Here is a 13381-nt window from a genome sequence, read left to right as displayed (position 1 = left end):
AAGACAAGGACGTCATATGGCAGATCAAATAACAAAGCACAATCATTACCTCTATCAAGTTGTGCTACCGGAAGAATTGAAACACGTATTGCAACGAAAGGTAATAAACAGAGATGGTCAGGCATTAGAGCGCTCCCCCCCCTCGTTGCCTGATTTTGAGCAGACGCTGATACCTTGGGATCAGCGTTCTGTTCCTCTTAATCAAACCATCGAGTCCCTTGCAGACAAAAACCAAGAACAGATGTGGAACGAGGACTCAAGTGTTCTTCACCCAGGTTTAGTTGGATTATGCTTTTCTGGGGGTGGGATTCGTTCCGCTACATTTAATCTCGGTGTCATTCAAGCATTCAAAAAGAGTGGCCTACTTAACAACGTTGATTATCTCTCTACGGTTTCAGGTGGGGGCTACATTGGTTCTGCATTTTCAAGCGCGATGACGGGAGCGGTGACAAACGAGCAGTACGCCGATAAAAAAACGGAAGCTATTGATGCTCTTTTTACCCATGAGCAAGGCGACGTAGAGCCGAGTGAATTCCGCCACTTACGGAACAACTCGAATTATATGGCTCCCAATGGCGGTCTAGACACAATACGTGTTCCTGCCATATTTCTTCGGGGTATCGTACTTAACGCCTTAGTTGTGCTGCCTTATCTACTTATTTTCGCCATGATAATGGCGTTTCTCTCGACATCACCACTTGGCTTTTATAGCGATTATGCCTCGTGGTTAGAGCACATTGGTTTAGGTGCACACTTCCCAGTGACGAAATCACTCATGTTGCTTTTGTTACTTAACTATATTGGTTCCGCACTGACGACAAACGCTACTGAAAACCTAAGCTCCTCAAACAACCAGTCTTGGATTTGGCGAGACAGAATCACCTCAGCAATCGCCATTAATGTTGCAGCGATATTCGGCAGCGCCATTATTGAAGCTCAACCCTTGGCGCTTGAATGGTATCAAACGCTTGTACTATGGGGGATATCATTGCACCAAATGGGCATTAATGGCTTCGCTATCGCCATTGTATGCAGTTTGCTTCTAGCAAAAGTTATTTCAAATCTAAGCAAGATCAGCAATCAGCTTGTTGTCGGTTGTATCGGCTTTTCCGCTATTTTCGCATGCTGGGTAGTGGTGTTGGATGTAAGTGATTCGCTTGTAACTCAAGAGACAAGCTATGCCGCAATAGTGTCGCTAACAATAGCCCTCATGTTTCTTAACCAGTTTACTGGCAGTGCCAATTTTACCGCTGTAAATCGATTTTATCGCGATAGGTTAAGCCTCGCTTATTTGTTTAAAAAACAGAGCCCTTTTCCTCATGCCCCCATCATTCATACCGACAAACTAAAGCTCTCAGAATTGGATAGCGAATATGCGCCTTACTCTTTGATCAACTGTACTCTGAATGGTGGACAAAGCGTCAACGCCTATAAAAAAGATCGACTGGGCGAAAACTTCATCTTCTCCAAATGCTTTAGCGGAAGTAATAAAACGGGTTTTTGTAAGACTCAAGATCTTGAAGCATCTCAGCCAAGCATTAACCTCGGAACCGCCACGGCAATATCGGGCGCAGCAGTTGCGCCAAATATGGGGCGAAACACCGTAAAACCTCTCGTATTCTTACTGGCAATGCTCAATATTCGTTATGACTATTGGGTAAAGAACCCATCTAAAATCCATAACCAAGAACAGAGTTCTAGCCGTGCTTGGTGGAAAAAGCTATTCAGAAATGACCGTGTCGGTCCTTCTTACTTTCTCAGAGAACTGTTAGGCAATATCAATACTAGTCAGAATTACATCAACTTATCTGATGGTGGTCATTTCGAGAACCTAGGGTTGTACGAACTGGTTCGTCGTGAATGCAGGCTCATCATCATATCCGATGCAGAAGCAGATTCAGAGGGAACCTTCTCTGGCTTGATGGATGCCATACGAATGATTCAAACCGACTTTGGTATCAAAATCACCATGACTGGGCTAGATGAGATAAAGCATAAAAAACAAGCGCATGCTCATGGAGAAATCCACTATAGAAATGGACGAGTCGGCAAAATCCTTTACATAAAATCGGTCATGACCAACCCAGAAGATACGATGTCTACCGACGTTCCTAGCAACGATGACTATTTCGATAAATATCGGTACATCGCCAATTATCAATCCAAAAACCCAGAGTTTCCTAACCAATCATCCGGAGACCAATTCTTCGATGAAGCGCAGTTTGAAGCCTATCGCGCACTCGGGTATCAGGTGGCCTATCAGACCCTATTTAATCAAGAACAAAGCATTTCAGAATCAGAAGGTTCTTTCTCTAATCGACGAAGCGCTTAAATTAACTTACGGATAAGTGATGTACACAATGAATAATAAAAAATCGATAAACAACGTCAAATTCAAGATGAATAAAGTAATGTCTTATTCGCTTCTATCTTCAGCAATTGCAGTATTGCCCATCAGTAACGCGTTGGCGAATGGCTATCACTTTTTGCACCAAAGTGCTGAAGGTTTGGGAAGCGCTTATTCAACAAACGGGACAGGCGCTAATGATATCAGCGCCATGTTTTCAAACCCTGCCTCCATTGCGCGGTTTGATGGAACACGCTTTTCCATTGGAGCGGTATTAGATATGCCGACCTCCAAACTAACAAATGCCACTGCAACAGCGCCATATACGTCTGGAACTGTGGATGTTTCAGGGTATCCAGCCGAGCCAAAGCAACCTATAGATACCGCCTATGGCAGTGCTTTGTACTTTACCCATGAATACCAGCCGGGGTTAGTACTGGGGCTTAGCATTGGTGCTCCCTACGCATACGTTTCCGATTACCCTGATACCGCCGTTTCTCGTTACACGGCCACCAAAACGGCGCTATTCGCTTATAACCTAAGCCCAACAGTCGCGTGGAAAATGAACGACCAATGGTCTTTTGGGGCTGCGGTAAATCTCCAATATTACACCGTAGAACTAGGCACTATGGTCGCAACATCCACTACATCTCCAAGTGTTGATACCGATGTAACTAGTACCATTACGGGTAAAGATCTTGCTTTCGGCTTTTCATTAGGAACCGAATACCAGATGACCGAAAACACTCGGTTTGGTTTGTCTTACCGCTCCAAGATTTCACATTCATTCAACGGCGATGTAGAACTTACAGGATCGTCAGCCAACTACGCTGCCTTAGTAAGCGCAGCTGCATCTTTAGGCGTCACCATCAGCAGCCCAACGGGCAGTGCTCAATTTGATATTGATACGCCTTCTATGTTTCAAATTGGGGTATTACATAAGTTAAATGAAGATTTCGAGCTGTATGGTAACGCCAATCGATTTGGCTGGAGCGCATTCACAGATACTACCGTAACTTACGGGAACGGTTTGGCGGATACGATAGTAGACAACAATTGGCACGACAGCTGGTTCGTCGCTATCGGAATGGGCTATCAATACAGCCAAGACATAAAACTGCGTACGGGTTTCGCATACGATTGGAACCCTACGCCAGCTGATGCTGTTAGCCCGCGAGCGCCAAATAATGATCGCTGGAATGTTGGATTAGGCATGAGCTATCAGTACAACGAAAACGTGAAACTCGATATGGGTTATCAGTACATCAAATTTACCCCAGTCACGATTGATCTCGAAGGTGGAAACAATATACCTCGCGGTACGTTATCAGCGGATCTGGACCTCTATGCCCATATATTTATGGCACAGCTTAACTACACATTCTAGGAAGGTGCACTATGGATATACCGCACACCGAAGATCTAGAAAAACAGCAACCTACAATGATAACCAACAGCGGCTTTTTAGATCAGTTGGAGAATGAATGTGAAGCACTTGCCCACTACGCATTTTCAAAAGGGATCACCGTTCCAGGAAATCTAATGCGACTGCTCAACTCAGGCTTATCAGAGGAGCAAGATGTCCGCGCACATCAGGTAACCGATATCTACAATCAACTCTCAGAGTTAGTCGCCCCTGCGAAGCCTCAAACTATCCTGCTGATGTATGACGAAAACAAAAAGGCACCTCCCTTCTTATTCTTGGGCAGTGTGCCATTGATTCGTAGAATGATGGCAGTAGCGCTCGTTTCCCTTTTTTCATTGATTGGGCTGAGCCTTTCAGGAGCTGTTAACAATGAAAATATGGTCGCAAGCATGTTCGATTTGCAAGGCACCGATTTGTTGTTTGTGCAGGCCATTCTGTTAGCCGCGTCTGCGATTGGTGCTTCCTTTGCCGGGCTATTCAAAGCCAATAGTTTTGTTACTCAAGGCGTCTATGATCCAAAGCACGAGAGCTCATATTGGGTTCGATTTGTAGTGGGATTAATATCAGGTATTACACTCACTCAGCTTATTCCAATCAACTTAGACGCCGTCGCACAATCCACGACAGACATGATAGCCGTTGATACAAATTCAGAGGCAAATCACGCAGCTATTCGTATAACAACCGCTTTGCTTGGAGGGTTTTCTGCAAACTTGGTTTACAACTTACTGGATAGGATCGTCGAAACCCTTAAATCCTTTATTACTCCTAAGAAAGTACAAAACCCAGCGGTACTGAGACAGCAATTAGAAAACCAATACCGGAAAGAAAAACTTCAGTTTGTAACGCAACTGTCGCAAGAGCTTCTGCTTATAAAACAAGAGTTAGCCAGCGATGATGAGATGTGCAAAGACAAAATGCAAAAAAGGCTCACCCAATATTTGGATATTCTCGTTAATGGGGAAAAAAACATACCGGCTAAAAAATAACCCTTATTCAGCCAGTTATAATGAGCTTAATCTCAATGAGCACGGGCGTTCAAAAAGCGAGACGTTTTTTCATCATTTTACATTTACATTTTGAAATAGAATGGTGTATTGTACAAAACATCGCTTTTAAGCACCTTTGCTTGCAAACTAACCGACAACAAGTCGGTCTCTGACACCGTCAGAAAACTAGAAATAGCAACACTATAAAAAATCAATATCTATAAAAACCAAGATACATTAATGTCAAATCCCCAGCACTAAGCTGGGGATTTTTTTATGCCTAAGCTTTGCTTGTGTATAAGTTTTGCTTGTGCTTTGATTTGTTGAAAAAACCAAGAAGTCGAACTCTGCGATTTCATGTTAAAGAACGATGTGATGGAATACAAAGCAAGGCATTGTTTTGAAATCAAATTATTCAATCACTTTAGGCTGACTTGAAAATGTGCCTGTTCCATCTTTACGAAGCTCGATAAAGGCGTCGCTGTCCCCATGAGAGCAAGCATAACGTGAACCTTGCTCCGACTCAGACTTCAAATCGCAGTTTTCCTGAACAGATCCAGTATCTTGTGGATCATATTCGAACGTTGCCATAACGACATTCGTGTCTAGATCGTGTTTTTCTTGGATATTAATGGCAGATTTAGGTAGAAAAGCCGGAAGCCAGCCCTGCTCGACAATGCCGGACGCTTCCATTTCCTGATAGTTTTCAAACTTTGTGCTTACGCTATCGCCAAAAATCCCCGCCCAAATTTGAGTCGATACAAGAAGTGCCAGAGGCACAATTACGTTGCGTGTTTTCATAACGTTTATCCTTTCAATTTAAATTCCAAATTCCCCGTACAGCAAAATTGTTTTATAAAATGAAAGTGCAACATTTGTCATAGTAACGTCATGGGTAGGTAAAGGTTTTTAATGCAAAATTAAGCCAAGTTTTCTATCCAGTTCGAAAGCTGTTTAGCCTGATCGATTGCGTTGAAATGTCTTAGTACTCGATCTCTCGCAGCACGCCCCATTTGTGCTCTCTCCTCAAACGAAAGTTGAGCAAACTCCGAAATTTTCTGTGATAGCTCAGCCACATTTTTTTCCGGAACCAAGTATCCAGTCTCAGAGGTAACAATTTCTTTGCATCCCATAATGTCTGAGCAAATCACGGGGGTTCCAACCGCCATTGCCTCTTTTAGAACCAGCGGGCCGGTATCGACACATCCTGTGTCAGAAAAACAAAACGGTGCGACCAAACAATCATATTCTGCCAAGTGATCTTTCACCCAGTGATGGGGTTGTGGACCCAAAAATCGAACATAATAGTCCAGCCCAAGGCGGTTAACCTGAGATTCTAACTCTTCTCTCATTTCCCCATCTCCAATAATGTCTAAGCTGATATTGTAATGATGTATCAATGGAAGCAGAGCATTGATTAGATAATGAACACCTTTCGTTACGACCAATCTTCCCAAAAACACCAATCGAACATGTTCAGTCGGTGACTTTTCTTGCATAACAAATCGTTCTGTTTTTACACCACAGTGCAGCAGCTTTATGTTTCCCCTTGCCATGCTGTCGAAATCACGTTGCATATCTTTGCAAACAGCCACCACAAAATCGCTGGTTTCTATTTTTCTGTCGATATCGAGTGGGGACTCATAAACATCGTGTCCGTGCCCTACAAAAGAACAACCAATGTTCAATATTTTGGCAGCGACTATCGCGTGGGCAGCAGTATGCTGACAGAAATGCGCATGAACGTGGTCAACGCCCTTCTCTGCCAGTTGCAAAGCCAATTTAGCGCCGTAATAGTAGAGCGATTTCTTCGGCAAGCCATTTTGATTCGTGACAAAGTGGAGAGCCTTTAATCCACCGAGCAACGAAGTGCGTATCAGCATACGCATCGGGATTTTCTCACCAATAGTGACAACGTCATAGTTAAACACATTATCCGAATGCTCTTTTTCAAAAGTAAACACACAGACTTGATGCCCGCACGCTTGAATAGAGTCCACTTCTGTCTGGATGAAGGTTTCGCTTAATGCCGGATAGGTGGGCGTAATAAATGCCACTTTCTTCATGACCAAATTCTCACTTGATTTACCTTGTACCCTACACAGCAAAATACACGCCAATCATTCCTCCCTTTAAAATCAAACAATTAGATGCCAATGGCAAAAGAAAAGGTCATAAGTTCTCAATTTGAAAAGCAATATGAATGTACACGGCTGGTTTATCTTCAAATTGTGTCGCTTTTTCTTCACCTATCTTTTTTTAGCTATTTTTCAATAATTTATGGCTTGGCATGTTTTCTGCCTAAGTTAATGTCTATACCCAAGTGACCTCCACCTTGATTTAATTGGTATGAAGCAAATCGCAAGTTGAAGTCCTTATCGCCTGAAATCAAAACAGAAGGCAAGAAGCGAATGAAAGCATTAGCACAGTCGGCGTACTACGCCATTGGAATCATTATGATGAAAGGGGTTTCCCTTATGATGATCCCATATCTCACAAGAAAGCTTTCTGTAGTGGAATACGGGTCGCTTGAAATACTGCTTTTACTAGCCGATATCGGAACCATTATGTTTAGCTTCGGCATCATAAACGCGATGTACCGATATGTTGGGACGGCAGAAGGTGAACACAAACGCGCGCTCATTTCTAACTGCTTTACTCTCAGTGTTCTTTTTAGTGGCATTGGAGCGTTTATTATTTTCATCACGCTTCCTTTACTCATTCGAATGTTGCCAGCAGCATTCGAAAGCTATCAAATCGTTTTGCTTGCCATTCCCATTTTGTTGGATGGGCTAATTACTATTCCTATGACCCTTATGCGAATGAACGATCTCGCAAAACGGTTCTGTGTATTAAATGTAATGAAAGCCTTAGGGCAAGCACTAATGACTTTCATTTTGCTTGAAGCTGGCTATGGCATTGATGCTGTCTTGATTTCTTGCATGGTATCAAGCGTGCTATTGATGCTGTGTTTGCTTGGGTACCAAAAACAAGAAATGGGGTCTTTTGGTCAGCTTAAATACTCAAAATTGCTATTGAAATTTGCCTTGCCGACGTTAGGCGGATTCTTGTGTATCTATATGATTACAGGGTTAGATCGTTGGCTACTTGCGAGCTTTATAGGAGTAGAAGAGCTTGCGGTGTATGCCATTGCAGTGAAGTTTGCCTTAATTTTAGGGCTGGCTCTTGAACCCTACGCTTTATGGTGGTTCCCCAATCGAATCGCATTGCTACAGCAACACAATGGTAAACAGATTTGTGCCGATAATGCGATGCTTGGGACCAACTTAGGCATTTATCTGGGGATGCTGATGATACTCACGGTGCCTGGTTTTATCACCCTAGCGCTACCATCCGATTATCATATGTCGGCGACGCTTGTTGTGGGGCTGATTTTGGTGAACATGATAAAAACCGCTGGGGATTACTTAAACTTAGGCTGCTTTAGCGGGGATTCCAGCCAAGCACAGATGTGGATCCAGTGTGCCTGCGCGGTATTTGCTGTAGCTGGCTACGTTTGGCTTGTACCACAATTCGGGGTCATTGCTGTCATTGCGGTTCTTGGTGGTGCTTATTCGGTTCGCTTAATGCTGATCTACTTGGTTAGCCAGCAAAAAGAACCGCTACCTTACCGACACGCCAACTGGATCAAAAGTATTATGATTGCATTTTCAGCGTGGCAACTGCACCAATGGCTTGATGCATCCCTCACGTTTGTTCCCAGCATAGTATTGGGCATGATCGTCTCGGTATTTGCAACCATAGGATTCCTGCTTTTCGGTATTATCCCTATTCCTGAATCACTCAAAATCAAGTTGAGCAACTTTGTGAAATCTCATATGCCAACGGCGCACTAGTGCTACCGAACACGATTCAAGTCAAACGCGATCAAAATGCAAGATTTGCTGACAATACCCGTGCTCTAACGTCACGTTCCGGATAAACTCAATAATTAGGGTCTGTTTTCGATAGCAAAGCAGTTGTAAGCGTTATTCGATAGAGAGTTTATGAATCAGTCTTCGCCATTACCATTCCTGATTGCAGGTCCCATGCATAGAAAAGCCACATCGAATGAGTTGGTTTTTTGGGTGGTCACCACAGAGCCACTGTCTGGTCACTTTCAGCTTTATCAGCAAGACTCAGACAAAGCGATCTTCTCTCACGATCTAAACCAGTGCCAGCCAATTCAAGTGGGTGCTCGTGCCTTTGTTACTCTTGCTCATTTTCATGGCAATTTTCCTGTAGACGAACGCCTTGAATACGAGTTTATCTCTCAGAAAGGTAACTTCATCGAACTGTGTCCGCACTTACTCTATGAAGAAGAAAAAAGACTCTCGATAAAAATACCGTCCACCGCCGATTATATTTTGCACGGTTCATGTCGAAACCCACACCACAACGGAAAAGACGCACTGATTGCGGCGGACGCTAAAATAGCCAAGCAACCTTGGGATGAACGCCCCGATATGCTGTTAATGGCCGGCGATCAAATCTATGCAGACCATGTCGCAGGCCCGATGCTGAGTGCGATTGTGCAAGTGATCGATTTGCTAGGGCTGCCTAATGAAACGTTCAACGATGCCAAAATCGCATCGACCGCAGACTTACACGCTCATGCAGACAGCTTTTACGGTCGCGAATCTTTGCTACCTAGCTATCAAGCAGAAAGAAGTTGGTTATTATCGTTTATGCCCTCTATGCCGTCTCCGGTTTTTAGTTCTAGAGATTGCGGCAACCATTTGATCAGCTTTTCAGAGTTCTTCGCGATGTATTTGTTGGTTTGGTCGCCACAACTTTGGCAGCATGTTGCTTATTCGTGCCCGCCAACGACACTGACAAATAAGCTCAAAGCTCGATGGGAAAAAGAAAATACCCAAATTACACAATTTGTAGAAGGGTTGCCTTTTGCTCATAGGCTATTTGCACATTTGCCTACTTACATGATCTTTGACGACCACGATGTCACCGACGACTGGAACCTGACCATTGGTTGGGAGAAAGCGGCATACAACAACGTCTTTTCCAAAAGAATCATCGGTAATGGTTTACTGAGTTACTGGCTTTGTCAGGGATGGGGAAACGAGCCCTCTAATTTCAACTCGGAGTTTTTGGCATTGGCTAACGCCTTTTTTGATTCGCCAAATGTACAGAATCAAGATGCTTTCATACAGCATTTGTACCAATTCGAGAAATGGCACTACACCATACATACCTCGCCCAAAGTTGTGGTTTTGGATACTCGAACTCGCCGCTGGCGCTCAGAATCAAAAATGAACAAGCCCTCTGGATTGATGGACTGGGAAGCGCTCATTGAGTTTCAACAAGAGCTAATGCATCAAGAAAAAGTTATCGTGGTTTCTGCTGCGCCAATGTTTGGTGTGAAATTTATCGAAGCACTCCAAAAAGCGGCAACTATGATAGGTCAGCCTTTGATGATCGATGCTGAAAACTGGATGGCACACCCCGGTAGCGCAAATACTTTACTCAGCATTTTCACTCACACAAAAACACCTACCCACTTTGTTATCTTGTCGGGAGATGTCCACTATTCTTTTGCCTACGATATCAAGCTACGATTTCGCAAGTGCAGCCCAAACATCCACCAGATTACATGTAGCGGCATCAAAGCTCAGTTTCCAGAGCCGCTTCTTGGGTTCTGCGATCATGCGGATCGGTTGCTTTACTCTCCTCGCTCACCACTGAACTTTTTTACCAAGCGAAAGCGTTTGAAAGTCCAAAAGCGTAGCCCAAGCATCGAAGGAACTCGAAGACTGGTCAATGCCACTGCCATTGGAGAAGTAAAACTCGATGCGAAAGGAAAACCAGAGCGCGTTTCTATTCTCACAGGGGAAGGTAGCGAAATCGAATTTCTGCCTCTCAACCGCAGCAGTAAGCAGTAAGCAACTTATAGTCATTATTTTAAAATAGTTTGTTCCTTTTCTTTGATGAGTGCGTCTTTACCTATTATGCGCAGTGTATTGGCTGCGCTTTACAAGGAGAAAGCACATGAGCATCAAAGAAACGAATGATCTTTATCACAAGGATATGTTCAACCGCCGCGGATTTTTAAAAGGGTTTGGCGCAGCAACACTTTCAGCAACTGCACTCACCATGATGAGTGGTTGCTATTCCGCTCAAGCCAGTTATCACGGACAAAAAGCGCTGTCAGATAACGCCGTACAAAGTGACATTGTCATTCTAAATACCGCAATAGAGGCAGAACAAGAAGCCGTTGCCGCTTATCAGCTTGGTGCAGAAAGCCAGTTACTAGGCAAAGATCTATTAAACGTTGCCGTTCAGTTTCAAGGGCATCATAAAGAGCATATTGAATTGTTGGCTTCTGTGGTAACACAGTTAGGTGGAACCCCATCTGAACCCCTCAAACAGTATCAATTTCCAGTCGAGAAATTAAAACAACCTTCCGATGTACTAATGTTTGCCGCTCAATTGGAGCGAGGTGCAGTGAGTGCCTATGCTGGGGCGATCCCACTTTTTGATAACCGCGATTTTTCCAAAGCTGCTGCCAGCATTTTAGCCGACGAAGCCATGCATTGGGCAATCTTAAGGAACGCATTAGGTTTAGATCCAGTGCCAGGTGCATTTTTTTCCTAACCCATATTTCTAAATGGTTATTAGCAAAGTGATTTCTAGAAATGGCTTTGCTCATTCAACTCAATTGAGGAGCCAAAATGCGCCATCTTTATCTATTCTTTATTGGATTGGGCTTTGTGCCTTTTTCACAATCCAGCACGGTTGCCCAAGGAGAACACCTGTACCAAAGCTGCGTTGGGTGTCATTCTCCCTCTTATAATCGAACGGGGCCTAAACACTGCTTCTTATTTGGAAGAAAAGTTGGTACTCAAAAAAATTATCGATACAGCAAAGCAATGCTTGATTCTAACTGGGTTTGGAATGAAGACACACTCAATCGTTTTCTAGAAAATCCTAGAAAAGCGATTCCTGCCACTAAAATGACAGTAGCAGGCGTAACAAGCCAAACGCAGCGAATCGCCATTATCGCTTATTTAAAAACACTGGATCAGCACTCCGAAGAATGCGAGGGGTTACACGATGACAGATAATACGTTCACATCCTACTCTGATCTGGCACTCATTGAACTCACGTTAGCGCGTAACAACCAAGCAGCTGAAGTGCTCATCCGTCGCTATAATCAACTGTTGTTTCGGATCGCTCGTGGGTTCACGAACAATACTGATGACGCCATGGACATCGTTCAGGAAGCTCATCTACGTGCATTGCAGAATTTATCTACGTTTCGTGGTCCAACAGGATACGCGGGATGGCTTTCTGTCATCACTCGAAATGTTGCGTTAAATCGCCTAAGGTCGGAACAGAGGCTTGAGTATTATGGCGACCGAGAAATACCCAGCGATCAATTTCATCAATCTGTTTCGGAGCCCGTTATGAACCAGAACATACTTCAACTCCTTGAAAATGAAATTGATCAGCTACCGCTTAACTACCGTTCGGTGTTCATATTGCGCTGTGTACAGGGGTTATCTTCCAGCGAAACTGCCCACTCTTTGGGGCTCGATGTCACGGTGGTTAAAACACGATATCGGAGAGCGCGAATGCAATTGCAATCGCAAATTCGAATTCATATGGAAAAAGAGTCGATGTCGCTCTACGAATTTGCTGGTGACCGATGCGATACCATTACCCACCACGTTTTAGCCGAGTGGAACAAACAATGAATCGCCTAGGGTTGTTCTTCGGGTTGTAGAGATAAATGTGAAGAGAGTAACTGCATAATAAACGTATGGACTTGTTGAGTATAAGGTGAGTCTTCGCCTAATTTCACATTGAGCTTACGGTGAGAAAGCTCGACAGGAAGCACTTTTGCGTTACCGCCCAGAAGATTCACCTTCTTTGCAAACACCTCGGCTTGTTGGCAGGAATCTTGTTTGCGCGTTGAAGAACATACGGCAAGAAACGGAGGAATCGAAGATTGAAGTTGCAGTAACGGTGAAGCGAGTTTCCAAGTTTTTTGGCTCTCACCAAAAGCTTTCTTGTAAAAGTGATTCACTCTATCTGCAGACATGATTTTAACAATGTCATACGCCGCAGTATCAAGTGACACAGTACCAAGCCAAAGTGTTGCGCCTCGCTGAGTAATGAGCACTGGTTTGACGGAAACCAGAGAAATGAGATGCCCACCAGCTGAATGCCCCATAAGAACGAATTTGTGTCGACTGCCACCCCATTTCAAAGCATTATTTTGTGCAAATATTAACGCGTCTCTCACATCTTGAGCCTGAACCAATGGCGGGGTTTCCGGTAACATTCTGTAATTCACCGAAATGAAAACAAACCCTTCTTTTACCCACTTGTCTATTTTGGATTTTACCTGCGATCGCGCTCCCTTATCGCCAATTCTCCATGCACCACCGTGAACAAAAAAGATCACCGGAGCGTCTTTAGCGAATTGTGGAAAGTAAACGTCCAGCTTTTGCTTCTTGTGCGCACCATACGCAATATCGCGAAAGGTGCTGTGGCCGGTGGATGCGAGTGCAATCGTACTGACAGGTATTGAAATCAACACAACCCAAACTAAGCGCATAAATGAGGACATAGCCACCCTATTCAAAGTGAATTAC

11 protein-coding genes are annotated in these 13381 nt (G+C 43.9%); 8 read left to right on the top strand and 3 right to left on the bottom strand.

Annotated features, from left to right (window positions below; all coding sequences use genetic code 11):
* Nucleotides 1-16 precede the first annotated feature (16 nt).
* From CW749_RS25080 to CW749_RS25070, 3 genes are all read left to right on the top strand, one after another.
* A complete protein-coding gene (locus tag CW749_RS25080) occupies nucleotides 17-2332 on the top strand; it encodes a patatin-like phospholipase family protein (protein WP_101115201.1) in 2316 nt (771 codons plus the stop codon).
* A 79-nt stretch (nucleotides 2333-2411) separates the two neighbouring features.
* Nucleotides 2412-3734: an outer membrane protein transport protein gene (locus CW749_RS25075; protein ID WP_180958492.1), complete on the top strand. Its 1323-nt coding sequence runs from the start codon at nucleotides 2412-2414 to the stop codon at nucleotides 3732-3734.
* An 11-nt stretch (nucleotides 3735-3745) separates the two neighbouring features.
* Complete coding sequence (locus tag CW749_RS25070) at nucleotides 3746-4762, top strand: hypothetical protein (protein WP_101115199.1); 1017 nt, start codon at nucleotides 3746-3748, stop codon at nucleotides 4760-4762.
* Between the two features lie 411 nt (nucleotides 4763-5173).
* Here the strand turns inward: CW749_RS25070 and CW749_RS25065 are convergent, their stop codons facing one another.
* Nucleotides 5174-5563: a hypothetical protein gene (locus CW749_RS25065; protein WP_101115198.1), complete on the bottom strand. Its 390-nt coding sequence runs from the start codon at nucleotides 5561-5563 to the stop codon at nucleotides 5174-5176.
* A gap of 119 nt (nucleotides 5564-5682) precedes the next feature.
* Complete coding sequence (locus CW749_RS25060; protein ID WP_101115197.1) at nucleotides 5683-6828, bottom strand: glycosyltransferase family 4 protein; 1146 nt, start codon at nucleotides 6826-6828, stop codon at nucleotides 5683-5685.
* A 345-nt stretch (nucleotides 6829-7173) separates the two neighbouring features.
* On the opposite strand from CW749_RS25060, the gene CW749_RS25055 reads away from it, so the two are divergent.
* The 5 genes from CW749_RS25055 (at nucleotide 7174) to CW749_RS25035 (ending at nucleotide 12478) form a co-directional block, all read left to right on the top strand.
* Nucleotides 7174-8619: an oligosaccharide flippase family protein gene (locus tag CW749_RS25055; protein WP_101115196.1), complete on the top strand. Its 1446-nt coding sequence runs from the start codon at nucleotides 7174-7176 to the stop codon at nucleotides 8617-8619.
* Between the two features lie 150 nt (nucleotides 8620-8769).
* Entirely contained in the window at nucleotides 8770-10662 is a 1893-nt protein-coding gene (locus CW749_RS25050; protein ID WP_101115195.1) for a hypothetical protein, read from the top strand.
* A 106-nt stretch (nucleotides 10663-10768) separates the two neighbouring features.
* Nucleotides 10769-11374, top strand: a complete 606-nt coding sequence (locus CW749_RS25045; protein WP_101115194.1) for a ferritin-like domain-containing protein — start codon at nucleotides 10769-10771, stop codon at nucleotides 11372-11374.
* Nucleotides 11375-11451: 77 nt separating this feature from the next.
* Nucleotides 11452-11844: a c-type cytochrome gene (locus tag CW749_RS25040; RefSeq protein WP_101115193.1), complete on the top strand. Its 393-nt coding sequence runs from the start codon at nucleotides 11452-11454 to the stop codon at nucleotides 11842-11844.
* A complete protein-coding gene (locus CW749_RS25035; RefSeq protein WP_101115192.1) occupies nucleotides 11834-12478 on the top strand; it encodes a sigma-70 family RNA polymerase sigma factor in 645 nt (214 codons plus the stop codon). The genes CW749_RS25040 and CW749_RS25035 overlap by 11 nt, the downstream gene beginning before the upstream one ends.
* Nucleotides 12479-12483: 5 nt before the next feature.
* Here CW749_RS25035 and CW749_RS25030 read toward each other — a convergent pair whose 3' ends face one another.
* Nucleotides 12484-13356: an alpha/beta hydrolase gene (locus CW749_RS25030; protein WP_101115191.1), complete on the bottom strand. Its 873-nt coding sequence runs from the start codon at nucleotides 13354-13356 to the stop codon at nucleotides 12484-12486.
* Nucleotides 13357-13381 lie beyond the last annotated feature (25 nt).

This window comes from Vibrio sp. vnigr-6D03 (assembly GCF_002835515.1).
In the GTDB taxonomy this organism is placed as follows: Bacteria; Pseudomonadota; Gammaproteobacteria; order Enterobacterales; family Vibrionaceae; genus Vibrio; species Vibrio penaeicida.
Note: the sequence above shows the minus strand (reverse complement) of the source record. Positions and strands in the feature narration are given on the sequence as shown.

What these genes read in the sequence shown, in the direction of transcription:
- CW749_RS25080 (WP_101115201.1), top strand. Translation starts at nt 17, where the DNA reads ATGGCAGATCAAATAACAAAGCACAATCATTACCTCTATCAAGTTGTG.
- CW749_RS25075 (WP_180958492.1), top strand. Translation starts at nt 2,412, where the DNA reads ATGTCTTATTCGCTTCTATCTTCAGCAATTGCAGTATTGCCCATCAGT.
- CW749_RS25070 (WP_101115199.1), top strand. Translation starts at nt 3,746, where the DNA reads ATGGATATACCGCACACCGAAGATCTAGAAAAACAGCAACCTACAATG.
- CW749_RS25065 (WP_101115198.1), bottom strand. Translation starts at nt 5,563, where the DNA reads ATGAAAACACGCAACGTAATTGTGCCTCTGGCACTTCTTGTATCGACT.
- CW749_RS25060 (WP_101115197.1), bottom strand. Translation starts at nt 6,828, where the DNA reads ATGAAGAAAGTGGCATTTATTACGCCCACCTATCCGGCATTAAGCGAA.
- CW749_RS25055 (WP_101115196.1), top strand. Translation starts at nt 7,174, where the DNA reads ATGAAAGCATTAGCACAGTCGGCGTACTACGCCATTGGAATCATTATG.
- CW749_RS25050 (WP_101115195.1), top strand. Translation starts at nt 8,770, where the DNA reads ATGAATCAGTCTTCGCCATTACCATTCCTGATTGCAGGTCCCATGCAT.
- CW749_RS25045 (WP_101115194.1), top strand. Translation starts at nt 10,769, where the DNA reads ATGAGCATCAAAGAAACGAATGATCTTTATCACAAGGATATGTTCAAC.
- CW749_RS25040 (WP_101115193.1), top strand. Translation starts at nt 11,452, where the DNA reads ATGCGCCATCTTTATCTATTCTTTATTGGATTGGGCTTTGTGCCTTTT.
- CW749_RS25035 (WP_101115192.1), top strand. Translation starts at nt 11,834, where the DNA reads ATGACAGATAATACGTTCACATCCTACTCTGATCTGGCACTCATTGAA.
- CW749_RS25030 (WP_101115191.1), bottom strand. Translation starts at nt 13,356, where the DNA reads ATGTCCTCATTTATGCGCTTAGTTTGGGTTGTGTTGATTTCAATACCT.